20 protein-coding genes are annotated in these 24,204 nt (G+C 61.1%); 17 read left to right on the plus strand and 3 right to left on the minus strand.

Annotation, left to right across the window (positions count from 1 at the left end; genetic code table 11):
* The 9 genes from prmC to guaB all read left to right on the plus strand — a co-directional run bounded on the left by prmC (window position 1) and on the right by guaB (window position 9,780).
* Window positions 1-921: a peptide chain release factor N(5)-glutamine methyltransferase gene (gene prmC / locus BAD_RS02350; protein ID WP_011742904.1), complete on the plus strand. Its 921-nt coding sequence runs from the start codon at window positions 1-3 to the stop codon at window positions 919-921.
* Window positions 922-1,166: 245 nt separating this feature from the next.
* On the plus strand, window positions 1,167-2,363 hold the full coding sequence (locus tag BAD_RS02355; RefSeq protein WP_038444194.1) for an ABC transporter substrate-binding protein: 1,197 nt from the start codon (window positions 1,167-1,169) through the stop codon (window positions 2,361-2,363).
* 174 nt (window positions 2,364-2,537) lie between these two features.
* Window positions 2,538-3,464 (plus strand): branched-chain amino acid ABC transporter permease, encoded by a 927-nt coding sequence (locus BAD_RS02360; protein ID WP_113736367.1) that lies wholly within the window; start codon window positions 2,538-2,540, stop codon window positions 3,462-3,464.
* A 4-nt stretch (window positions 3,465-3,468) separates the two neighbouring features.
* On the plus strand, window positions 3,469-4,590 hold the full coding sequence (locus BAD_RS02365) for a branched-chain amino acid ABC transporter permease (RefSeq protein ID WP_011742907.1): 1,122 nt from the start codon (window positions 3,469-3,471) through the stop codon (window positions 4,588-4,590).
* Window positions 4,587-5,399, plus strand: coding sequence for an ABC transporter ATP-binding protein (locus BAD_RS02370; RefSeq protein WP_011742908.1), 813 nt, complete (start codon window positions 4,587-4,589; stop codon window positions 5,397-5,399). Before BAD_RS02365 ends, BAD_RS02370 begins: the two co-directional genes overlap by 4 nt.
* Window positions 5,399-6,103: an ABC transporter ATP-binding protein gene (locus BAD_RS02375; RefSeq protein ID WP_003808386.1), complete on the plus strand. Its 705-nt coding sequence runs from the start codon at window positions 5,399-5,401 to the stop codon at window positions 6,101-6,103. The genes BAD_RS02370 and BAD_RS02375 overlap by 1 nt, the downstream gene beginning before the upstream one ends.
* 157 nt (window positions 6,104-6,260) lie before the next feature.
* Entirely contained in the window at window positions 6,261-6,923 is a 663-nt protein-coding gene (locus BAD_RS02380) for an L-threonylcarbamoyladenylate synthase (protein WP_003808388.1), read from the plus strand.
* Entirely contained in the window at window positions 6,920-8,098 is a 1,179-nt protein-coding gene (locus BAD_RS02385) for an MraY family glycosyltransferase (RefSeq protein WP_011742909.1), read from the plus strand. The genes BAD_RS02380 and BAD_RS02385 overlap by 4 nt, the downstream gene beginning before the upstream one ends.
* A 137-nt stretch (window positions 8,099-8,235) precedes the next feature.
* A complete protein-coding gene (gene guaB / locus BAD_RS02390; protein WP_011742910.1) occupies window positions 8,236-9,780 on the plus strand; it encodes an IMP dehydrogenase in 1,545 nt (514 codons plus the stop codon).
* 163 nt (window positions 9,781-9,943) lie between these two features.
* On the opposite strand, the gene BAD_RS02395 is transcribed toward guaB, so the two are convergent.
* A complete protein-coding gene (locus BAD_RS02395; RefSeq protein WP_011742911.1) occupies window positions 9,944-10,978 on the minus strand; it encodes a LacI family DNA-binding transcriptional regulator in 1,035 nt (344 codons plus the stop codon).
* A 331-nt stretch (window positions 10,979-11,309) separates the two neighbouring features.
* On the opposite strand from BAD_RS02395, the gene BAD_RS02400 reads away from it, so the two are divergent.
* The 4 genes from BAD_RS02400 (at window position 11,310) to BAD_RS02415 (ending at window position 16,343) form a co-directional block, all read left to right on the plus strand.
* A complete protein-coding gene (locus tag BAD_RS02400; protein ID WP_050731445.1) occupies window positions 11,310-13,067 on the plus strand; it encodes a glycoside hydrolase family 13 protein in 1,758 nt (585 codons plus the stop codon).
* Between the two features lie 238 nt (window positions 13,068-13,305).
* Window positions 13,306-13,959, plus strand: coding sequence for an oligoribonuclease (orn, locus tag BAD_RS02405; RefSeq protein WP_003808399.1), 654 nt, complete (start codon window positions 13,306-13,308; stop codon window positions 13,957-13,959).
* A 27-nt stretch (window positions 13,960-13,986) separates the two neighbouring features.
* Window positions 13,987-14,886 carry a Cof-type HAD-IIB family hydrolase gene (locus tag BAD_RS02410; RefSeq protein WP_011742913.1) on the plus strand — a complete coding sequence of 300 codons (900 nt, stop codon included), beginning with the start codon at window positions 13,987-13,989 and terminating at the stop codon, window positions 14,884-14,886.
* A gap of 44 nt (window positions 14,887-14,930) precedes the next feature.
* The gene (locus tag BAD_RS02415) at window positions 14,931-16,343 is read left to right on the plus strand and encodes a PIF1 family DEAD/DEAH box helicase (protein ID WP_011742914.1); all 1,413 of its coding nucleotides are present in this window, start codon (window positions 14,931-14,933) and stop codon (window positions 16,341-16,343) included.
* Between the two features lie 14 nt (window positions 16,344-16,357).
* Here BAD_RS02415 and BAD_RS02420 read toward each other — a convergent pair whose 3' ends face one another.
* Window positions 16,358-16,744 carry a hypothetical protein gene (locus tag BAD_RS02420; RefSeq protein WP_041777263.1) on the minus strand — a complete coding sequence of 129 codons (387 nt, stop codon included), beginning with the start codon at window positions 16,742-16,744 and terminating at the stop codon, window positions 16,358-16,360.
* 162 nt (window positions 16,745-16,906) lie between these two features.
* Between BAD_RS02420 and BAD_RS02425 the strand changes: the two genes are divergently transcribed.
* Window positions 16,907-18,742 carry a proline--tRNA ligase gene (locus tag BAD_RS02425; protein ID WP_003808405.1) on the plus strand — a complete coding sequence of 612 codons (1,836 nt, stop codon included), beginning with the start codon at window positions 16,907-16,909 and terminating at the stop codon, window positions 18,740-18,742.
* Window positions 18,743-19,135: 393 nt separating this feature from the next.
* Window positions 19,136-19,714 (plus strand): single-stranded DNA-binding protein, encoded by a 579-nt coding sequence (locus BAD_RS02430; protein ID WP_011742916.1) that lies wholly within the window; start codon window positions 19,136-19,138, stop codon window positions 19,712-19,714.
* Window positions 19,715-19,752: 38 nt separating this feature from the next.
* Here BAD_RS02430 and BAD_RS02435 read toward each other — a convergent pair whose 3' ends face one another.
* Window positions 19,753-21,843 (minus strand): M13 family metallopeptidase, encoded by a 2,091-nt coding sequence (locus tag BAD_RS02435; RefSeq protein WP_011742917.1) that lies wholly within the window; start codon window positions 21,841-21,843, stop codon window positions 19,753-19,755.
* Window positions 21,844-21,973: 130 nt separating this feature from the next.
* On the opposite strand from BAD_RS02435, the gene map reads away from it, so the two are divergent.
* Complete coding sequence (gene map / locus BAD_RS02440) at window positions 21,974-22,747, plus strand: type I methionyl aminopeptidase (protein ID WP_011742918.1); 774 nt, start codon at window positions 21,974-21,976, stop codon at window positions 22,745-22,747.
* Window positions 22,748-22,887: 140 nt separating this feature from the next.
* Window positions 22,888-24,183: a citrate synthase gene (locus BAD_RS02445; protein ID WP_011742919.1), complete on the plus strand. Its 1,296-nt coding sequence runs from the start codon at window positions 22,888-22,890 to the stop codon at window positions 24,181-24,183.
* Window positions 24,184-24,204 lie beyond the last annotated feature (21 nt).

A 24,204-nucleotide genomic window follows, 5' to 3' on the forward strand; every position in this document is an offset into this window, starting at 1 on the left:
GTGGCGACGGTATTCGAAACGGTGCGTTCCGCCGCGGACGAACTACGTGCGGCGGGAGTCGACACTCCGCAGCACGACGCCAAACTGCTGCTCGCCGAAGCGTTCCATACGGACCTGCAGCACGTGGACAAAGCCATGCTCATGGGCGATGGCGTCGAACGTCTGGCCGAAAAAGAAGACGCGGAACCGGCGATGGAACGTTTCCAGACCATGCTGGCCCGTCGTGTCAAACGCGAGCCGTTGCAGCACATCACCGGCCATGCGCCGTTTCGCTACCTTGATTTGAAAGTCGGTCCAGGCGTGTTCATTCCACGTCCGGAAACCGAACTGGTCGTGCAGGAAGGCGTCGACTGGGCCACCAGAAACGGCATGTACCGCGCCAAAGTGGTCGATCTGTGCGCCGGCAGCGGTGCGATCGGCCTCGCCTTCGCTTCGGAAGTGCCGGGCAGCGAGGTGTGGGCCGTCGAGAAAAGCGCTACGACCGCCGAGTGGACGTGGCGCAACCTCGACGAGACCGCGAAACGGTATCCCGCAATCGCCGGCAATTATCATCTGGACATCGCCGACGCCACGCAAATGCCGACGCTAAGCCAACTTGACGGCACCATCGACATCGTGCTCACCAATCCGCCGTACGTGCCGCTTGCCGACATTCCCGAACAGTCGGAAGTGCGCGATTATGATCCCGATCTGGCGCTATACGGCGGTTCGGCGGATGGCACGCTCATTCCGGAACGCATCATCGCACGCGCGGCGAAACTGCTTCGTGCGGGTGGACTTATGGTGATGGAGCACGACATCACGCAGGGGGAGCGGCTTGCCGCCTTCGCACGAACCTGCGGCTTCGTCGACGTTACCGTGCATAACGACTACACCGGACGGCCACGTTATCTGACGGCGGAAAAACAGCCGGCACAGTAACTTATATTCTTTTGCGCCATGCTGACGGGGATATAACCAGAAGTTGAGTCTCACTATAAGAACATTTTATGCAGGCCGCCGTCCGTCAGGCTATAAAGAACAATCGGAATGCACAGAGAGAGAACGGGCGTCCGTCATGAGTGGTCGCCGTGGTTCCGCGCACGGGGGTTGAGATGAACATGATTTTTTCCAAGGTGCGCGTTGAAAGGAATGTGCAGCGTTTTCAAGAAAAGAGGAAGAACGGAATGAACGCGAAGTTCTCCGCCAAGTGCGTCGCCCTGATCGCGGCAGGCGCAATGTCGATGTCCCTCGCTGCCTGCTCCGGCGGCAGCATGGACGATTCCAGCAGCTCCAACGGTAGCGCGGCCAACAGCGATACCATCACGCTGGGCTCCGTCACCACCAACTCCGGCACCGCCGCCGCATATGGCGAGGCCGAGGTCGCCGGCTTCAAGCTGGCTGTGGATGAGATCAACGCCAAGGGCGGCATCAACGGCAAGAAGGTCAAGCTCGAGTCCATGGACGACAAGGGCGACGCCACCGAAGCCTCCAACGCCTTCAACAAGCTCGCCGGCGACAACAGCGTGCTCGGCGTGGTCGGCCCGACCATCTCCTCCACCACCGCGGCAGTGGCTCCGCTGGCCGACCAGTCCAAGCTGCCGGCCATCGCACCGGCCGCCACCTCCGACTCCATCGAGACCGGTGGCTACATGTTCCGCACCTGCTTCAAGGACTCCTACCAGGGTGAGATCGCTGCCAAGTTCGCAGCCGAGACCCTGAAGGTCAAGAAGGTCGCCGTGCTGTACGGCACCGGCGATCCGTACTCCTCCGGCGTGGGCAAGGCCTTCGCCGCTGCCGCCAAGAAGGCCGGCCTTGACGTCGTGGCCGAAGAGAACTCCTCCAGCGCCGACGACACCGAGTACTCCTCCCAGCTGCAGAAGATCCAGGCCGCTGGCGCCGAGTTCCTGTACGCTCCGTACTACTACTCCGTCGCTGGCCCGTACATCATCCCGCAGGCCCGCTCCGTCGGCTACAAGGGCTATGTGATGGGTCCTGACGGCTACGACGGCCTGAAGATGACCGACGACAAGTCGCTGTACAACAAGGTGCTCTACACCACCCACTACTCTCCGGACGACACCTCCAACGCCAAGGTGCAGGACTTCATCAAGTCCTACAAGAAGGCCAACAAGAACGCCGATCCGAACACCTTCACCGCACTGGGCTACGACTCCGTGTACATGATGAAGCAGGCCATCGAGAAAGCCGGCAAGAACGCCACCCGCGAAGGCGTGCGCAACGCCATCGCCGGCATGAGCTTCGAAGGCGTGACCGGCAACTTCACGCTCGACAAGAAGGGCTCCCCGAAGAAGTCCGTCGTCGTGCTTGAGCTCAAGGACGGCAAGCCGCAGTACAAGACCACCATTCAGCCTGCCAAGTGAGCGTCGCTTGCCTGAAGGCCTGAATCTGTGAAGAGGAGGGGGCCGGGAAACCGGTTCTCTCCCTTTCGCGTATCAAGACGAAAATAACCATATTCAGCCGCTGGGCTTCTTCAGCGGCCAAGCCGGACGGTTATGTCAAAAGTCCGGCATCATCAACTTTTGAAAGGAGGAATGATGGGCGATCAGATCATCATGTTCATCAGTCAGATCTTCAACGGTCTGAAGATCGGCAGCGTGTACTCGCTCGTGGCACTCGGCTACACCATGGTGTACGGCATCATTCGTTTGATCAACTTCGCACACGGCGATTTCATCATGGTCGGCTCCTACGTGCTGATGCTTACCATTCCGGCGATCGTCGCATTCGGCCTGCCCGCATGGGTGGCCGTCATCCCCGCGATCCTCATGTGCGTGGCGGTGGGCGTCATCGTGGAGAGGGCCGCATACAAGCCGGTTCGTGAAAAGGGCAACAGCATGACGGCCCTCATCACCGCAATCGCAATGAGCCTTCTGCTGGAGAACGGCTCCCAGGCCATCTTCGGCGCCGACTACCAGACCGTGCCCACCATCATCCAGATTCCGACGCTGGCGATCGGCAAACTGAAGATCGACGGCGCGACCATCATCACCATCGTGCTCGGCGTGATCATCATGGTCGCGCTGCAGCTGTTCGTCACCTACACCAAGCAGGGCAAGGCCATGCGCGCGGTCTCCGAAGACAAGGAGGCCTCGATCCTGATGGGCATCAACGTGAACTCCACCATCACGCTCACGTTCGCCATCGGTTCGGGCCTCGCCGCCGTCGCATCGCTGATGTACTGCGTTTCCTATCCGCAGGTGTCCCCGATGATGGGTGCGATGCTGGGCCTGAAGGCCTTCGTCGCGGCCGTGCTCGGCGGCATCGGCTCCATCCCGGGTGCCATGGTCGGCGGTCTGGTGATCGGCGTGGTCGAAAGCCTGACCAAGGCGTACATCGGCACCATCACCAGCGGCGTGATCACGTCCGCGTTCTCCGACGCCATTGTGTTCGGCATCCTCATCATCGTGCTCCTGGTCAAGCCGTCCGGCCTGATGGGCGAACCGGAAACCGAGAAGGTGTGACCTCATGAAGAAATCAATGCTTTCCACCAAACAGTCCTATCTGATGTGCGCGGTCGGCATCGTCGTGCTGTTCGGCATTCTGATGGGTGTATGCGAATCCGGCATGGCCAGCACCTACATCAAGGGCATCATGATGACAAGCTGCATCGCCATCATCATGACCACGTCGCTGAACCTCACCATCGGCGTGCTCGGCCAGCTGACGCTGGGCTGCTGCGGCTTCGAAGCGATCGGCGCGTACAGCGCGGCCCTGCTGAGCAAGCTGCTCGTCGCCAACGGCGTTGCGATGGATCCGACGCTGCGATTCCTGCTGACGACGCTCGCCGGCGGCGTGGTCGCCTGCATCTTCGGCATCCTGGTCGGCATTCCGGCACTGCGTCTGCATGGCGATTACCTCGCCATCATCACGCTGGGCTTCGGCGAAATCATCCGCGTGATCATCCAGAACCTGAAGGTCGCCGGCGGCATGGGCCTTGACAAGGGCGCGGCCGGCCAGGCGCTGATCGGCATCGACCGACTCGCCAACCTGTACGTCGTGTTCTGGATCACCGTCGTCACCGTCGTGCTGCTGTTCATGTTCGCCCGCTCCCGTTACGGCCGTGCCGTCAAGGCCATCCGCGACGACGAGATCGCGGCAAGCGCGTCCGGCATCAACATCACCTACATGAAGGTGCTCGTGTTCGCTATCTCCGCGTTCTTCGCGGGCATCGCCGGCGGCATCTTCGCCCAGTACATCGGCTCGCTGAACCCCGCGATGGCCGGATGGCTGCAATCGATCAACTACGTGATCATGGTCGTGTTCGGCGGCATGGGCTCGCTGACAGGTTCCATCGTCTCCGCCATCGCGCTGACGATCCTGCCGGAGCTGTTGCGCGCCTTCTCCACCTACCGCATGCTCGTGTACTCGGTGGCGCTGGTGCTCATCATGATCTTCCGCCCGCAGGGCATCTTCGGCAACTGGGAATTCTCCCTGACCAAGACCATCAACAAGCTGTTCTACCCGATGAAGGTCAAGGCGCACGGCAAGTCGAAGCAGGCTGAATCCACCGCCAAGGCAGCCAAGGACACCGCCAAGACGGACGAAACCGTCGAGACGGCCGCCGACACCAAGGAGGCGCAGGCATGAGCGAGCCCATCCTGAAAGCCGAACATCTCGGCATCACCTTCGGAGGCCTCAAAGCCGTATCCGACTTCAACATGACCATCAACTCCGGCGAGCTCGTCGGTCTGATCGGCCCGAACGGCGCCGGCAAAACCACCGTGTTCAACCTGCTGACCGGCGTGTACCAGCCCACGGAAGGCGAGTTCTTCCTGGACGGCGAACGCATGAACGGCAAGAAGACGTACCAGGTGGTGCGCGCCGGCATCGCCAGAACCTTCCAGAACATCCGCCTGTTCGGCCAGATGACCGTGGAGGAGAACGTGCTGGTCGCATTCAACGAATCGTTCAGCTACCACATGGGCGGCGCGATTTTCCGCACGCCGAAATTCTGGAAGCAGGAACGCGAGATGCACGCCAAAGCCATCGACCTGCTCAAGATCTTCGGACTAGAGGGCCTGGCCGAAACCGAAGCGGCGAACCTGCCGTACGGCGCCCAGCGCAAGCTGGAAATCGCCCGCGCCCTCGCCACCGGCATGAAACTGCTGTTGCTCGACGAGCCGGCGGCAGGCATGAACCCGACGGAGACCGAGGACCTGCTCAACTGCATCAACACCATCCGCGACCGCTTCGGCATCGCCATCCTGCTGATCGAGCATGACATGAGCCTGGTGATGAACGTCTGCCAGCGCATCCAGGTGCTCGACTACGGACGCACCATCGCCGCCGGCACGCCGGACGAGATCGCCAACAACCCGCAGGTCATCTCCGCATACCTGGGTTCCGACGACGATACCGACAGCGACGATGCCAAGCACGAAAGCGAGGAAGCCTGATGCTGGAAGTCAAGAACCTTTCCGTTTCGTACGGTGCCATCGAAGCCGTCAAGGACATCAGCTTCACTGTCAACGACGGCGAGATCGTGTCTCTGATCGGCGCGAACGGCGCAGGCAAGACCACCACGCTGCACACCATCACCGGTCTGGTACCGGCGAAATCCGGTTCCGTGATGTACAACGGAGTGGATCTGCTGAAAACCCACAACAACAAGATCGTGACCCTCGGTATGGCGCACATTCCGGAAGGGCGCCACGTCTTCACACGCATGAGCGTCGAAGAGAACCTGGAGATGGGCGCGTTCAGCCTGAAGGACCAGTCGGACCTCAAGAAGGACCTCGACATGGTCTACGGCCTGTTCCCCCGTCTGAAGGAACGCCGTAACCAGAAGGCCGGCACGTTGTCCGGCGGCGAGCAGCAGATGCTGGCGATGGGCCGCGCGCTGATGAGCCATCCGAAGACGATCCTCATGGACGAGCCGTCCATGGGCCTGTCCCCGAAGCTCGTCAAGGAGATCTTCTCCATCATCCGCAAGCTGCACGAGCAGGGCATCACGATTCTGCTGGTCGAGCAGAACGCCAAGATGGCGCTGTCGATCGCCGACCGCGCATACGTGCTGGAAACCGGCCGTATCACGATGGAAGGCGACGCCAAGGAACTGCTCAACAACGAGCAGGTGCGCAAGGCGTATCTGGGCGCCTGATTCATGCCGTATCCGCCTTGTCGGCTTGGACGCATCCAAACCGACAGGGCTTTTTCTATATCCGATGGAATATTCGCCGGTCGTGTTCCCTCCATTCGGGCGCGCCATCGAGCCATGCCTTACAATAGGTAAGTTGACTGGCTGAAAGGGAGGTGTCATGAGCGAAATTTGCACAGTAAACGACGAATCCCTTGCCCGGGCCGTTGAAATCATCCATGATGGCGGATTGGTGGTCATCCCCACTGACACGGTGTACGGCGTCGCCTGCGATCCGCGTAACATCGAGGCGATCCGCAAGGTGTTCGCAGCCAAACAACGACCGAAATACAAGTCGTTGCAGGTGTTGCTGCCGTCAATCGAAAGCATGGAGAAGCTGCATCTGACCTTGCCGGTGCCGCTCAACCGTCTGGCCGCCATGTTCATGCCGGGCGCTTTTTCGCCGATAGCGGAAGCGGAAGACGACTGTTCGCTTGCCACGTTGCGTCATGATCCGACAACCGGCAAAGCCACACAGGGCGTGCGCATCCCCAATTCCGCGGTCGCGCTGCGTATTCTGCGAGCCACCGGGCCGTTGGCCGCCACCAGCGCCAACCGTTCCGGCGAGGAAAGCGCACAAACGGTGCAGGAAGCCGCGGACGCGCTGGGAGATGCGGTGGATCTGTATTTGGACGGGGGGGCGACTCCGGGACATGTGTCGTCCACGGTGGTTGCAGCCGACCCGCACGAGCGCGACGGCATCGCGATTCTTCGGGAGGGAGTGATTCGCGAGCTGGTCATCCGTAAGGCTTTAACACTGAATGGCGGTGCTTTGGGCGCATGAGAATCTACCTGTTCATTGCCGCGGTCGCAGGTGGCGTCACCTATCTGCTCACGCCGCTGATCCGGCACATCGCCATCGAAATCGGCGCAGTCGGCGAAGTGCGTGCACGCGACGTGCATACCGTGCCGACGCCACGCATGGGTGGACTGGGCATGCTTATCGGCTTCACCGTGGCCATGCTGTTCGCCTCGCGCATCCCTTTCATCGAAGGCCTGTTCGCCCAATCGCATCAGGCATGGGTGATTCTAGCCGGCGCCATTATGATCAGCCTGCTGGGCATGGCCGACGATTTGTGGGACCTTGACTGGATGCTCAAACTCGCCGGTCAGCTGCTCATCTCTGTGTTTGTGGCCTGGGGCGGCCTGCAGATCATCTCGTTGCCTCTCGGCTCGCTCGTCACCGCGTCGCCGAGCCTGTCGATGGCCATCACCGCGTTCCTTATCGTCGCGTCCATCAACGCGGTCAACTTCGTGGACGGTCTTGACGGCCTCGCTTCGGGCATCGTCGCGATCGGCGGCATCGCCTTCGCCATCTATTCGTACATCATCGCAAGAAGCTCGCCGTCGTACGCATCCATGGCGACGCTGATCGACATCGCCATGGTCGGCATGTGCGTCGGCTTCATCCTGCATAACTGGCATCCTGCGAAACTGTTCATGGGAGATTCCGGCTCCATGCTGCTCGGCTATCTGATCACCTGCGCGTCGATCGTCATGACGGGCCGTCTCGATCCGGCGTCCATCCATACCAGCATCTATCTGCCGGTGTTCATGCCGATTCTGCTGCCGATGCTGGTGCTGTTCCTGCCGATCCTCGACATGTGTCTTGCGATTGTGCGGCGGTTGAGCAAAGGCCAGTCGCCGATGCATCCCGATCGCATGCACCTGCACCACCGCATGCTGCGCATCGGACACACCGTGCAGGGCGCGGTGCTGATTCTCTGGGGGTGGGCGTCGCTGATCGCATTCGGCTCGATCATGATTCTGTTCTTCAAAGCGCAGTATGTGCTGATTGGCTTCCTCATTGCGTCGGCGCTGCTGACGGTCGCCACGATGTACCCGTATCTGAAACACCGCATTCCCGAAATCCGTGAGGAAAACGCAATCTCCGGAACCGATGCGCAACACGCGTCGGTCGGACGCGCGCGCGGCGACAAAACGCGCGGTGGACGCTGATCGTCCGTCCGGCGCAATCGCAAGAAAAACTGATGAAACGCTTTGCCAAACGATATAAGCAGCTTTTATTACGATTGATAATTTCGGCTTTTCGCGCCGTGTCGCAGTAAGTCAGCCCACGTTCATATAGTGGGTCTATGGCTACAATTCCTGATATGAATGCAGATTCCACGTTCGCCCCACTTCCTCCGATTTTCGCCCAGCTTGGCCTCGCCTATGACGATGTGCTGCTGCTGCCGAACGAGACGGACGTCATTCCGTCCGAAGTGGACACCACCACCCATCTCACACGCAACATCACGATGAAGGTCCCGGCGATCTCCGCCGCGATGGACACCGTCACCGAATCCGACATGGCCATCGCCATGGCTCGCAACGGCGGCATCGGCGTGCTGCACCGCAACCTTTCCATCGACGACCAGGCCGCCCAGGTCGACATCGTCAAGCGTTCCGAATCCGGCATGATCAACGATCCGCTCACCGTGAGCCCGGACGTGACCCTCGCCGACCTCGACAAGCTGTGCGGCCGTTTCCACATCTCCGGCCTGCCGGTCGTGGACAAGGACAGCAAGCTCGTCGGTATCATCACCAACCGTGACATGCGTTTCATCGCTTCCGAGGATTACGACCGTTTGAAGGTCTCCGAGGTCATGACCCGCGAGAACCTCATCACCGGTCCGTCCGACATCTCCAAGGAAGACGCGCACGACCTGCTGGCCAAGCACAAGGTCGAGAAGCTGCCTCTGGTCGATTCCGAAGGTCACCTGACCGGTCTGATCACCGTCAAGGACTTCGTCAAGACCGAACAGTATCCGGACGCCACCAAGGATGAGCAGGGCCGTCTGCGCGTCGCCGCCGGCATCGGCTTCCTGGGCGACGCCTACAACCGTGCTTCCGCTCTGATGGAAGCCGGCGTGGACGTGCTCGTGGTCGACACCGCCAACGGTGAGGCCAAGCTGGCTCTCGACATGATTCGCCGCCTGAAGTCCGATTCCGCGTTCAATGGCGTGGACATCATCGGCGGCAACGTCGCCACCCGCCAGGGTGCGCAGGCCATGATCGACGCCGGCGTCGACGCCGTCAAGGTCGGCGTCGGCCCGGGCTCCATCTGCACCACCCGCGTGGTCGCCGGTGTCGGCGTCCCGCAGCTCACCGCCGTGTACGAGGCCGCCCAGGCCTGCCGCGCCGCTGGCGTGCCGTGCATCGCCGACGGTGGCATCCACTACTCCGGCGACATCGCCAAGGCCCTCGTGGCCGGCGCATCCTCCGTGATGCTCGGCGGCACCCTCGCGGGCTGCGAGGAAGCTCCGGGCGAGAAGGTGCTCCTGCACGGCAAGCAGTACAAACTGTACCGTGGCATGGGCTCCCTGGGCGCCATGGCTCCGCGTGGCAAGAAGTCCTACTCCAAGGACCGTTACTTCCAGGCCGACGTCACCTCCAACGACAAGGTCGTTCCGGAAGGTGTCGAAGGCGAAGTGCCGTACCGCGGACCGCTCAACGCCGTGCTGTACCAGATGATCGGCGGCCTGCACCAGTCCATGTTCTACATTGGCGCGCACAACATCTCCGAAATGCCGGAACGTGGCCGCTTCATCCGCATCACCGACGCTGGCCTGCGCGAATCCCATCCGCACGACATCGTCATGACCGCCGAGGCGCCGAACTACTCCGGCCGTCAGTGATTGGCGAATACCGCGCGAAACGCATACGACGCGACTAAACGCTAGATAATACGAAACCCGTCCGGTGGCAGGAATGCCGCTGGACGGGTTTCGTGCGTTTTCGGCAGCTATTGGTCTAGTGACGTTTAGTTAATTGAGCCATGTCGATGGCACCGTATGAACGTCAACTTACGCGTTCCGTGGTGCCACGCAGCACCAGCGACGTCGGCATGACGGTGAACGGCTCGTCAAGCGTCTCGCCATTGAGCAGCGCAAGCGTCTTACGTGCAGCGATACGGCCGATTTCCGCCGGATCCTGATGCATGGTGGTCAGATCCAATGCGGTGGCGGTGTCGTCATCATCGAATCCGACCAGCGACACGTCCTGTGGCACGCGCCATCCCATGCGCCGCAGCTCCTTCAGCAGGGGAGCGGCCACGGCGTCGACGGAGACGCAGATGGCGGTCGGCTGCTTTGGAGCGCTGAGCAGCTGCGCGACGATGCCGGAATAGATGTCCTGCTCGCTGCGAGCATCGATATGGGATAGTGACGGCATGACGATGATGTCTTCATCCGCGTAACCGCAAGCTTGTGAGGCTTCGCTGAATCCCTTCTTGCGCAGCCTGTCGGAGCAGACGAACGGCGTGGTGTTGATGGGCTGTTCGATGTAGGCGAGCGTCTTATGCCCTAACGATTTGAGGAACCGTACAATCGTCGCCATGGAAGCCTCGTCGTCGATGGCGACGCCGGCGTCGAGACCGTGCGTGCTCGGCGCGTTCATGCCGACCACCGGAATGGTCAGATTGCCAAGCACCTGCTTCTTCGCCTCGTCGAAGTCAAATGACGCCTCGATGACCGCGTCGACGTTGCGGTTGCCCGGAAGATTTTGGAAAAACGCATCCAAATCGTCCTGCGTCCACACGATGTAAGGAACGATGTCGTATCCGGCCTTCGACATCACCTCGTAAATGCCTTCGAAGGCGTGGGCGTTGAACCAGCTGCTGATTTCGTTCGGCAGCAGCACGGCGACTCGCATGGTTTTGCCGGACGCCAGGGACGACGCGCTTTTCGAAAAGGAGAAATGCAGGCGCTTCGCCTCCTGCTCGATGCGTTCCCTGGTTTCGGGACTGACCCTGTCGAGCCCGCGAAGCGCGCGGGACACGGTGGAGACGGACACTCCGGCTGCCTGGGCTACGTCTGCGATGGTGGTTCGTGGCATGGTCGGATGGCTCCTTAGGGTGGACTATGCGGGCGGTCGGTTGCCCGCGACTGCTTCACTCTATCACGACACGCTGCTTTTGTAAAAACGCTTGCATGGCTTCAGGTGTTGTTATTGCTTGCTTTTTGAAGTGCTGCCACCTTGTTCTGCCTCCTGTGGTTTGCGCTTTTTTGCACAAGCGTTATTATTGATTATGTCAAGCAATGCGATAACAGCAACGAAGCTACACAACACAACATAACCATCGTAGGAAAATCAACGAAAATCGTTCTACGTACGGAGTTGTGATACGTGCGCACGGTGCACAAGCGTTTGTATGAAAGGGGACAACATGACCGAAGTCAACGATCCGTCGCTGTGGTGGAAGCAGGCCGTGGTCTACCAGGTGTATCCACGTTCCTTCAAGGATTCCCGCGGCGAGGGCCTCGGCCAGATTGCCGGCGTCACCGAGAAAATCGGATATCTGAAGGAACTGGGCGTCGACGCCATCTGGCTGAGCCCGTTCTACCCGTCCCAGCTGGCCGACGGCGGCTATGACGTGGACGACTACCGCAACGTCGATCCGAAACTCGGCACCATGGACGATTTCGACGCGCTCGCCAAAGCCGCGCATGCCGACGGCATCAAAATCGTCGTGGACATCGTGCCGAACCACAGCTCCAACCTGCACGAATGGTTCAAGGCCGCGTTGGCCGCGAAACCCGGCTCGCCGGAACGCGACCGCTACATCTTCCGCGATGGCAAGGGACCGAACGGCGACGAGCCGCCGACCAACTGGCAGAACCACTTCGGCGGCCCTGCATGGACGCGCGTGCCCGACGGCCAATGGTATCTGCACATGTTCACCAAGGAACAGCCGGACTGGAACTGGAAAAACGAGGACGTGCGCGCCGATTTCATCAAAACCCTGCGTTTCTGGCTTGACCACGGTGCCGACGGCTTCCGCGTGGACGTGGCGCACGGCCTGGCCAAGGATCTCGACCGCGATGATCTGGACGATTATGTGGTCTGGTGCACCAACGATCAGCCCGAAGACGGCTCCCATCCGGTGATCGACCGCGACGAAGTGCACGACATCTACCACGAGTGGCGCAAGGTGTTCAACGAGTACGATCCGCCGGCGTTCGCCGTGGCTGAGGCGTGGGTCCGACCAAGCCGCCAGCATCTGTACGCCTCCCCGGACGATCTCGGCCAGATCTTCAACTTCGAGTTCGCCAAGAAGGATTGGATCCGCGACGACATGCACCTCGCCATCGAGGAAGGTCTGGAAAGCGCCGAACGGTCCGGTTCCACCGCCACTTGGGTGATGAGCAACCATGACGTGGTCCGCCATGCCACCCGCTACGCGCTGCCCCAGGTGCCGACCGGCGAATACCATCGACTGCCGCTCGACTGGCTGCTGCGCGACGGCACCACATACCGGGAGGACCGCGCGCTCGGCACCAAGCGCGCCCGCGCCGCGATCATGATGGAGATGGCGCTGCCCGGCTCCGCCTACGTGTATCAAGGCGAGGAACTCGGCCTGTTCGAAGTGGCCGACATTCCGTGGGATGAGCTGGAGGATCCGTCCGCATGGCGCACCTCCCGTTCCGCCAGCACCAAAGGCCGTGACGGCTGCCGTGTGCCGCTGCCGTGGGTTGCGGCCGACGCTCCGCAGCTGGACGATCCGAACGATGAGTTCGGCCATGGCGGCTCCTTCGGATTCTCGCCGGCAGACGCGAAGGCCGAGCCGCATCTGCCGCAACCCAAGTGGTACAAGGATTTCGCGGTCGATGTCGAATCGGCCGACCCGGATTCCATGCTGAACCTGTACCGCCGCGTGCTGGCATTGCGACATGAGTTGCAGACCACCGACCTGAGTCTCGAATGGCTTCCGGAAGACCAGCCCGGCAAGGCGCATGACGGCGCCAACGGTTTCCCGGGTGGCACCATCGCGTACCGCCGTGCCAACGGCTGGGCCTCGATCACCAACTTCGGCGAAGAACCGATCACGTTGCCGCAAGGCGAAGTGCTGCTGACATCAGGACCGCTTACCGACGACGGCAAGCTGCCGCAAGATACCAGCGCTTGGCTCAAACTGGCCGATTGACCGCACGCAGGATGCCCCGATCTGAGGGTGTCCGTGCCGGATACCGCACTCGTGCGCTGAACCATCGAACCGGCAGCGCGCTCCAGCCGTCCGCGTCCCTCCATTTGGGCGCGGACGGCTTTCCTGTTTCCAACGACCGTTTTCCAACGATGACGGTCCGACGTACCTACCCTGCGGTATCTTCATATGTTCGGCCTGCGCAGAGGGCGCGACCGCGGACCAATCGAAAGAGGCAACGATGGTAGATGCACACGATGGCGAAACATACACGTCCGAAGGCTCACGTCTGATCTGGATCGACTGCGAGATGACCGGCCTAGATATCTTCGGCGGCGACGAGCTCGTCGAGGTTTCCGTGGTGCCGACCGACTTCGACCTGAACGTGCTCGACGAAGGTGTCGACTATGTGATCAAGCCCAGTCAGAAGGCTGTCGACCACATGAATGACTTCGTGCGCGCCATGCACACCCGTTCCGGCCTGATCAACGAATGGGAACACGGTCTGAGCCTCGACGAAGCGCAAGCCAAGGTCATCGAATACGTCAGGAAATTCACTCCGGCCGGCGTCAAGCCGCTGCTCGCCGGCAACACCATCGGCTCCGACAAGAAGTTCCTTGACCACTACATGCCGGAACTCATGGAGAACCTGCACTACCGCACCATCGACGTGAGCACCTTCAAGGAACTCGCCCGCCGCTGGTATCCGGCCGTCTACCTCAACCGTCCGCCGAAGAACGGCGGCCACCGCGCGCTCGCCGACATCATCGAATCGCTCGACGAACTGCGTTACTACCGCAAGGCGTTCATGGCCCCGGTGCCCGGTCCGAGCGAAGCGGAGGCGAAGGCCATCGCCTCTGAAATCCAGGAAACCAGCCTGCTCAACAAGGACTGACAGCACGACTCCAGCGAGAGGAACCGCATGACCGCAGCTGATTGGACCACCATCGGCCAACCGCAGGATATCCGCCTTGTGGTCGCCGACATGGACGGCACGTTACTTGACGAACGAAGCCGAATCCCCGACGGATTCTGGCCCATGCTCGCCCGGCTCAAACGCCGTGGCGTCGAATTCGTGCCCGCGTCCGGACGCCAATACGCCACGCTGCGCAACATGTTCGCCGACAAAGCCGCGGAGATTCTCGACGGGGGAGAACTGTCCTATATCGCGGAAAACGGCAATGTGGTGGCGCTCGACGGCAAAGTCGTGGAAGTGCATGGCGTCGATTTGGACGTCACGAGTCACGTCATCGACCTGGTCGACGACGCCGCTGCCTCCGGCGAGCATAACGTGGGACTGGTGGTGTGTGGCCTTAAATCGGCATACGTGCAGCGTTCCGACAAGCCGTTCCTCGATGAAGTCGGCAAATACTACGCGGCGCTGAGCATCGTGGACGATCTGCACGAAGTGCTCGACTTCGCGCAGGAACCGTCCGCCTACACCCCTGACGGCGACGCCGAAATCGTTCTGAAACTCGCGATCCTCGACCTTGACGGCTCCGAACGATTCACCAACGAAAAGCTCACACATCTGCGCGCGGACTACCAGGTGGTCGTCTCCGGCAAACTGTGGGTGGACATCATGAACATCGAAACCGACAAAAAGCAGGGCGTCGAGGCGTTGCAGCGCGTGCTCGGCGTCACACCCGCGCAGACGGCGGTGTTCGGCGACTACCTCAACGATCTGCTCATGCTTGAGGCGGGCGACTGGTCGTTCGCCATGGGCAACGCACACCCCGATTTGAAGGCCGCCGCGCGCTACATCGCACCGTCGAACGTCGAGCACGGTGTGCTCAAGGTTGTGGACAGGCTGGTTGCCTGACGATTTCGTTGCATGGGGCGCGGTGACGTAAAGAAGGTGGCGTAATGAGGCAATCCGAGGCGCTTGCGATTCTGGGTTCCGGCGCAAGCGTGTTCCTGACGGGCGCGCCCGGTGCCGGCAAAACCTACGTGCTCAACGAATTCATACGGCAGGCGCGTGCCGACGGCGCATCCGTGGCCGTCACCGCATCCACGGGCATCGCTGCCACGCATATCAACGGCACCACCATCCATTCCTGGAGCGGCATCGGCTTGGCCACGGCATTGACCGACAATCTGGTCAAAACCGTTCGCACACGCCGCAAACGCAAGCTGCAGGAAGCCGACATCCTCATCATCGACGAGGTCTCCATGCTGCACGCGTGGCTGTTCGACATGGTTGACCGGATCTGCCGCATCATCCGCCGCGACGAACGTCCGTTCGGCGGGCTGCAGGTGGTGTTGTCCGGCGATTTTTTCCAGCTGCCGCCGGTTTCGGTATCGGGACGCAACAACGACCTGATCGCGCCGTCCGCCGAATATCTGGCCAGTCGCGAACGGTACATGCGCGCCGGACTCAATCCCGAAGGTTTCGTCACCGAATCGTTGGTATGGCGCGAATTGAACCCCGTTGTCTGCTATCTGACCGAACAGCATCGTCAGGATGACGGCCAGCTGTTGAACGTGCTGACCGACATTCGCGAAGGCGCGGTGGACGATGGCGACCGCAATGTGCTGCTGACCCGGTTGGGGGCCATTCCGGAACCCGGGCAGCAGGCGGTGAACCTGTTCCCCGTCAACAGGCAGGCCGACGCGCTTAATGACCTGCGCCTGTTCGAAATCAAGGAGGAGCCGCACGAATACCTCGCCGAATCCGAGGGCGCGGCGAATCTGGTGGAACGGCTCAAAAAGAACATGCTCGCTCCCGAACGCTTGTACCTCAAAACGGGCGCGGCCGTGATGGCGGTGCGCAACGACACCGACCACCAGTACGTCAACGGGTCGCTCGGCACCGTGCGTGGATTCACCACGCAATCGCAGGGCGGCTGGCCGATCGTCGAATTCGAAAACGGCAACATCGTCACCATGAAGCCGAATTCCTGGCAGATGCAGGACGGCGATACCGTGCTCGCCACGGTCAAACAGGTGCCGTTGCGCTGCGCGTGGGCGATCACCATCCACAAATCGCAAGGCATGACGCTCGATCGTGCCGTCATGGATTTGCGGCGCACATTCGCGCCGGGCATGGGATACGTGGCGCTGTCGCGAGTGGAAGGGCTCGACGGCCTGTATCTGCAAGGCGTCAACGAGCGCATGTTCCTGGTCTCACCGGACGCGGTCCGTCTTGATGGACAATTGCGATTGGAGTCGGCGCAGGCCGTCGATACGCTTGCCTCCGACGGTGTCGGAGCATTCCGCGCCCGCATGCCGCAACCGGCCGGTGAGGATGACGAATTCGCGCAGGACGTGCTGTTCTGACCCGCTGCTAAATATCAGCCCATCGCCTGCAGGGAACGCGCAAGATCCGGGTCGAGCTCAACTTCGTCCTCGACGCTTTCCGAATCGGGGTCCCAACAGCTGGCGATCACGCAGGCCAGTCCGACGAGCAACCAAAGCGGGTTGCGCTGCAGGAACTCAAGACCTGGAATCGCCCGCGTGACGATGATCCATATCACCATGCCGGCCAGCGCAATCGCATTGAACGGCTTCTTCCATGGCAGGGAAATCAACGTGACGCACAATACGGCCAGGCACAGGCCGATCCATTGGTTGCCTTCGGTCAGCACTTCCGGCGCTGCCGCCGCGAAGACGAAATAGCAGATGATGCCGATCCGGCCGAGTTTGTTCCAAATCGAAATGTGCGCGGTGACGTGACGCATGCTGCGTCCTTTCCTTATGAAGCGATATGGTGCTGATTCCAGTATCATAGAAACGGCTTTAGACTTATTTATAACTCTATAAATAACGTTTTTCGCGTATTGGTGTGCGATTCGAGGACGTGTGGCGCATCCAAGTCGGCTTACCTGAGTAATTTGGAACGTATGACCAAAGCACTTCGTATGTCTACCATGTTCCTGCGCACCCTGCGCGAGGACCCCGCCGATGCCGACGTCGTGTCGGACAAGCTGCTGCAGCGCGCCTGCTACCTGCGCAAGGCCGCTCCGGGCATCTGGACCTGGCTGCCGCTGGGCCTCAATGTCCTGAACAAGATCGAGAACATCATCCGCGAGGAGATGGCGTCCATCGACGCCCAGGAAGTCCACTTCTCCGGACTGCTGCCGCGCGAGCCGTATGAGGCCACCCACCGCTGGGAGGAATACGGCGACAACATCTTCCGTCTGAAGGACCGCCACGAGGCCGACTACCTGCTGGCCCCGACCCATGAGGAAATGTTCACCCTGCTGGTCAAGGACCTGTACTCCTCCTACAAGGACCTGCCGGTGACCCTCTACCAGATCCAGACCAAGTACCGCGACGAGTTCCGTCCGCGCGCCGGCCTGATCCGCGGCCGCGAGTTCATCATGAAGGACGCCTACTCCTTCACCCTCGACAAGGAAGGCCTCGTCAAGGCATACATGGACGAGCGCGGCGCATACGAGCGCATCTTCAACCGTCTCGACCTGAAGTACGTGCCGGTGCACGCCATGGCCGGCCCGATGGGCGGCTTCGAATCCGAGGAGTTCCTGGCTCCGATGGAGATCGGCGAGGACACCTTCGCCCAGTCGCCGTCCGGCAAGGCCTGGAACGTCGAGGCGCTGACCACTCCGGAACCGGAAGCCATCGACTTTACCGCAACGCCGGCAGCCGAAAAGCGCCCGACCCCGGACGCGGCCACCATCGACAAGATGGTCGAATTCGCCAACGCCAACCATCCTCGTTCCGACGGCCGCGATTGGCAGGCCTCCGACATTCTGAAGAACGTCGTCATCGCCGTCATGCATCCGCAGGACGAAGACCACGACGAGCCGTGGCGCGAGCTCGTGGTCGTAGGCGTTCCGGGCGACCGTACCGTCGACATGAAGCGTCTTGAGGCGCAGTTCACCCCGGCCGAGATCGAGGAAGCCACCGACGAGGATCTGAAGAAGCATCCGGAACTCGTCAAGGGCTACATCGGACCGATGGCGCTTGGCCCGCAGGCGCGCGACGGAAAGAAGGCCGAGAACGCGTCCGAGACCGGTGACGCGCTGCGCTACCTGATCGACGCGCACGTGGCACGCGGTTCCGCATGGTTCACCGGCGCCGACGAGCAGGACGTGGATTACTACGATTTGGTGTACGGCCGCGATTTCGAGGCTGACGGCACCGTCGAAGCCGTGCAGGTACGTCATGGCGACATGAGCCCGGACGGTTCCGGCCCGCTGAGCTTCGAGCGCGGCGTGGAAATCGGCCAGGTGTTCCAGCTGGGCCTCAAGTATTCCAACGCGCTCGGCCTGAAGGTGCTCGACCAGAACGGCAAGACCGTTCCGGTGTGGATGGGCTCCTACGGCATCGGCGTCTCCCGTGTGATGGCCTGCATCGCCGAAACCCATCACGACGAGAAGGGTCTGGCGTGGCCGGCAGTCATCGCGCCGGCACAGGTGCACGTCGTGGCCACCGGCAAGGATGCGGCCGCGTTCGAAGCCGCAGAACAGCTGATCGGTGAGCTTGAGGCCAAGGGCATCGAAGTCATCTTCGACGACCGCAAGAAGGTGTCTCCGGGCGTCAAGTTCAAGGACGCCGAACTCATCGGCGTGCCGATCATCGCCGTCGCCGGCCGCGACACCGTCAACAACGGCACCATCGAAGTGCGCGACCGCAACGGTGAGAACGCCGAAGCGGTGCCGGTCGCGGACGCCGCGCAGGCGATCGCGGACCGCGTCGCTGCACTGCTCAAGTGACATACGGCAATCCGTAGCGCGTCGGTTTGATCCGACGAACGACATACGGCAACGGAAGACCATCAAGCAGGTGGTCTTCCGTTTTTTGTTTTTCATGGGGAATACCGTGCGCATCTCACGCACATGAGGATTGTGGATGTCGGTGGATAAGTCGAAATTATCCACCGACAATCCACGACTCGCCCGACGATCTCAAGTTATCCACATTCTCCGGTTGGGCTTGCAGACGGATGGAACGTTCGGCGATAGTGGTCTTACCGCGGAAACGTGAAGATGCGGGAAGGGCATGCAGTTTACCCTCTCTCACCATAAATCCACCTCACTGCCTGTCGCTTCCGTGCCGTCAACGGCGCTTTCCGCGGTCCATCATTCGTCAAACAGAAAGGGCCGAACATGGCGCAGCAGCAGGGTCTCCTCACCATCACGGGATATGTGGGCGGCCAGCCCACGCAATTCAATCGGGAAGGCATGCCGCATGCCAGCTCATTCCGGCTGGCCAGCACCAGACATTATTTCGATGGCCGAACGCAACAGTGGAAGGACCTGCCCACCACATGGATCACGGTGAAGGCATATCGAGGCCTTTCCGAAAGCATCTGCCAATCGTTCAAAAAAGGCGAACCGGTCATCGTGACCGGCGTGCTGGCGGCGGAAAGCTGGGTGGACCAGAACGGCAAGCAACAGTCGAAACTCGTCATGGAAGCGAATGCGGCGGGGCATGATTTGAGCTACGGTGTCTCCACCTTCCGCAAACTCGCCAAGAAAAACGATTCCGGCCAGCAAGACGCGCAGCCTGGACAGGCTTTAGGACGTGATCCATATGTGCAAGCCGCCCAACAGCGGGGCGAAACTTCAGTCAATGCGATGGACGGGCAGAGTTCCGGCGTTGACGAGCAAGGCGGCTCGCAGGCCGGTACGGATAGCAACGCCGCCGAACCCCTACGTGAGGAATTCGGCGGCGATGGCTTCTGACGATTGCCTGACGCTTATGCGATCGCTGGCATGGCCTGTTACCAGATGCGCACGCGTTGCTCCGGTGCGAGCCACATGCCGTCGCCGGGCTGCACGCCAAACGCCTTGTGGAACAGGTCCACATTACGGGCGATGCCGTTCGTACGGCATTCGGCGGGGGAGTGCGGGTCGATCTGCAGATACTGCTCCGCCAACTCGTCGCGATTCTTAGTGCGCCAAATCGAAGCGTAGCTCAGGAAGAAACGCTGCAGGCCGGTGAAGCCGTCGATTTCAGGAGCATCGGCAAGCGCGGCTTCGATGGCTTCCGTGGAACCATCCTTGCCGCGGCCGGCCGCTTCATCGAGAGCGAACGCATAGGCCTTGAGAGCGATGTTCACACCGCTCAAATCGCCGATGTTCTCGCCGATGGTCAACGCGCCGTTCACATGAGGGGCCTTCGACGGGTCATCCGAATACTTTTCGGCGAGCTGCGTCGGCACGAACTCGTTGTACTGGTCGATGAGCTTCTGGGTGAGCGCCTTGAAATTGGCCTTGTCCTCTTCGGTCCACCAGTCGTTGAGTTTGCCGTCGCCGTCGTATTGCGAGCCCTGGTCGTCGAAACCGTGGCCGATCTCATGGCCGATCACCGCGCCGATGCCGCCGTAGTTCGCGGCATCCTCGGCATCCGGGTTGAAGAACGGCGGCTGCAAAATGGCGGCCGGGAACACGATCACGTTCATGGACGGCTCATAGTAGGCGTTCACCGTCTGCGGATTCATCAGCCATTCGTCCTTGTCGACGGCCTTGCCCACCTTGGCCAGCTGGTAGCCGGTCTCATACAGGTTCGCGGCACGCATGTTCTGGACGAAGCCGGCGTCCTCGCGCACATCCAGCGCGGAATAGTCACGCCAATGGTTCGTGTAGCCGATCTTCGGCACGAACTTGGACAGCTTCTCCAATGCCTTGGCCTTGGTCTCGTCGCCAAGCCAAGTGGAATTGGAGATGGACACACGGTAGGCGTCGATGAGATTGCCGACCAGCTGCTCCATACGCTGCTTGGAGGTTTCGGGGAAGTGACGCTTCACGTATTCGCGGCCGACATCCTCGCCGCAGATGCCGTTGACCAGCGAGACGCCACGCTTCCAACGCACACGCTGCTCCTTCTGCCCGGACAGCGTCTTGCCGTAGAAGTCGAAATTCGTTTCGTCGAATTCGTGGGGAAGCTCCAATGTGGAGCCGATCACCACATGCACGCGGGCCCACAGCTTGAGATCATCCAGCGACGCTTCCTTCCAGAACGCGTTGAGTCCGGTGAGGAAGCTTGGCTCATGCACGATCGTGTGGCTGAAACAGCCGCGGAAATCCAACGGCTGCACGGCAGCCGCGGTGGTCGCGTCGTAAGCGTTCTGCCAGGCGTCGATCCAAGCGTCCAGGTCAACATCGGCGAGCATGGCGCACAGGTCGGCGTAATCCGTCGGGTTATAGGTCTTCACCGAATCGCGCGTGGACACGTTGTCCCAATGGTTCGCCGCGATGCGCGTCTCCACGTCAAGGAAACGCTTGGCCTGCGCATGGGCATCCTCGTCATCGGCCGCAAGATGCGCGTTCTTCAGCTGCTTGGCGACCATCTCGACATACGCCTCACGGATTGGCGCGTAATGGTCTTCCCTGTAGTAGGCCTCGTCCGGCAGATCCAAACCGTCCTGTTCGATGTGCACGACATTGGTCTCCGGCGCTCCCGGATCTCCGTAAACGGCGATGCCGATCAGGTCTGGACCGCCGGTCGGGTTCATGGCGCCAAGCGCGCGGGTGAGCGCGGCCTTGTCTTCGGCCTCGTCGATGGAAGCCAACTGGTCTTCGATGGCGGCGAGTCCGGCCGCGTCGATGGCATCGACGTCAAGGAAACTATGGTACAAAGCGCGCGACTTGACGGCTGGGCAATCATCCTCTTCAAGGATGTCGCGGATCTGGTTTTCCGCATCCTCGGCGAGCTTGTCGAAGGAACCATACCGGGAACGGTCGTCGGGAAGACGGTACATGTCGACCCACGGGCCGTTGACGAAGCGGAACAAGTCCTGAGACGGGCCGGTCACGGCGGAGAACGATGCCGGATCGATACCCGAAACCAAAGAATTCGAAGTGTTGTTCATGGCTTCACACTATCCATCTTTGGTGACAACATCGTGTATTCGAATCGAATATTCGGGTGGAACGCAAGGTGGAATACAGAAAGGAGAACATCGTTCGCCGGTGTATGGCCCGCGAAGTAGGGTTGAAGGCATGATCGAACTGAAAACCCCTAAAGAGATTGAAGCGATGAAGCCCGCAGGCCGCTTCGTCGGCGGCATCCTGCGCGACCTGAAGGAATTCACCAAGGTCGGCACCAATCTGTTGGAAATCGACGAATTCGTCCACAAGCGCATCGTGGACCGCAAGGGCGCCTCGTCCTGCTACGTCGACTATGCGCCTGATTTCGGCACCGGTCCGTTCGCGCACTACATCTGCACGTCCGTGAACGACGCCGTGCTGCACGGCGTTCCGTACGACTACAACCTGAAGGACGGCGATCTGGTCAGCCTCGATCTGGCGATCAACGTCGACGGATGGGTCGCGGATTCCGCCATCAGCTTCTGCGTCGGCACGCAGCATCCCGACGACCTGTGCCTGATCAAGTGCACCGAAGAGGCTTTGGCGGCCGGCATCGAAGCCGCTCAGCCGGGCAATCGTCTGGGCGACGTCTCCTGCGCCGTCGGCGACGTGGCACGCGAATACGGCTACCCGATCAACCTGGAGTTCGGCGGACACGGCGTCGGCCATATCATGCACGGCGATCCGCACGTGCCGAACGACGGCAAGGCGCATCACGGCTACAAGCTGCGTCCGGGCCTGGTCATCGCCATCGAACCGTGGTTCCTCAAGACCACCGACGAGATCTACCAGGATCCGAAGGACGGCTGGACGCTGAAGAGCGAGGACGGCTCCCGTGGCGCACACAGCGAGCACACCATCGCCATCACCGAAAACGGTCCGGTGATCCTCACCGTCCGCGACTAGTCCAAAACCTTATGAAAACGGGCTTGTGCGATTACGCACAGCCCGTTTTTTCATGCCCGTTTTGAGACGGAACCCACATATCGAAACGCGCATGCCATATAGTGGGCGGTACTTTTTGAACTGGTAAGGAGCGAACGAGTATGGCCACAGCCAATCTGAGTGTGGAATCCAAGGACTTCACCCTGCCGGTGGTCGAAGCCACGGCGGGCGCGGACGGCATCGTGGTGTCCACGCTGCGCAATGATGGCTGGGTCACACTCGACCCCGGTTTCCTCACCACCGCGCAATGCGAATCGAAAATCACGTACATCGACGGCAAGAACTCGATTCTGCGCTATCGCGGCTATCCGATCGAGCAGCTGTGCGAGCAGTCCGACTTCCTTGAAGTCGCTTGGCTGCTGCGTCACGGCGAACTGCCGAACAAGGACCAGTACGACCGTTTCATCTCCGACATCAACCACCGCACGATGGTGGGGGAGGACTTCCGTACGTTCATGGGCTCCTTCCCGCGCACCGCGCATCCGATGAGTGTGATGGCGTCCGCGGTCAACGCGCTCGCCACGTTCTACCCGGACACCACGGACATCAACGATTCCGACCAGCTGGACGAAGCGGCGACCATCATCATGGCCAAGGCGCGCACCATCGTCAGCTACATCTTCCGCCGCCGTCGCGATGAGCCGATGCTGTACCCGGACTACTCGCGTGGCTATGTCGACGATTTCCTGCGCATGTGCTTCGCCGTGCCGTATGAGCCGTTCGAATCCGATCCTCTGTATGTGCACGCGCTTGGCCGTCTGCTCATCATCCATGCCGACCACGAGCAGAACTGCTCCACGTCCGTGGTGCGCATCGCCGGTTCGGCGCACGCCAACCTGTATTCCGCGGTCGCGGCCGGCATCAACGCGCTGTCCGGCCCGCTGCACGGCGGCGCCAACGAGGCGGTGCTCCGCCAGCTCAAGGCCATCCGCGACTCCGGCAAAACCGTCAAGGAATTCGTGGAGGACGCGAAGGCCAACGGGCGTCGCATCTCCGGCCTCGGCCACCGCGTGTACAAGTCGTACGATCCGCGCGCGGCGATCGCCAAGACCTATCTGCAGAAGATCATGGAACGCACCGACACGCTGAAGCTGCCGGCGGACGAGCGCGCGCTGTTCGACGTGGCCACCGAACTGGAGCAGATCGCATTGAGCGACGATTACTTCGTGTCTCGTCATCTGTATCCGAACGTCGACTTCTACACGGGACTGATCTACCGTGCGATCGGCTTCGATCCGTCCATGTTCACCACGCTGTTCGCGTTGGGCCGCATCCCCGGCTGGATCGCGCAGTACCGTGAGATGCTCGCCGACCCGAACACGAAGATCGGCCGTCCGCGCCAGGTGTACACCGGCTACACGGAACGCGATTACGTGCCGATGGACCAGCGCCACTGAACGATATTGACACGCGGCTCC

The organism is Bifidobacterium adolescentis ATCC 15703 (genome assembly GCF_000010425.1).
In the GTDB taxonomy this organism is placed as follows: domain Bacteria; phylum Actinomycetota; class Actinomycetes; order Actinomycetales; family Bifidobacteriaceae; genus Bifidobacterium; species Bifidobacterium adolescentis.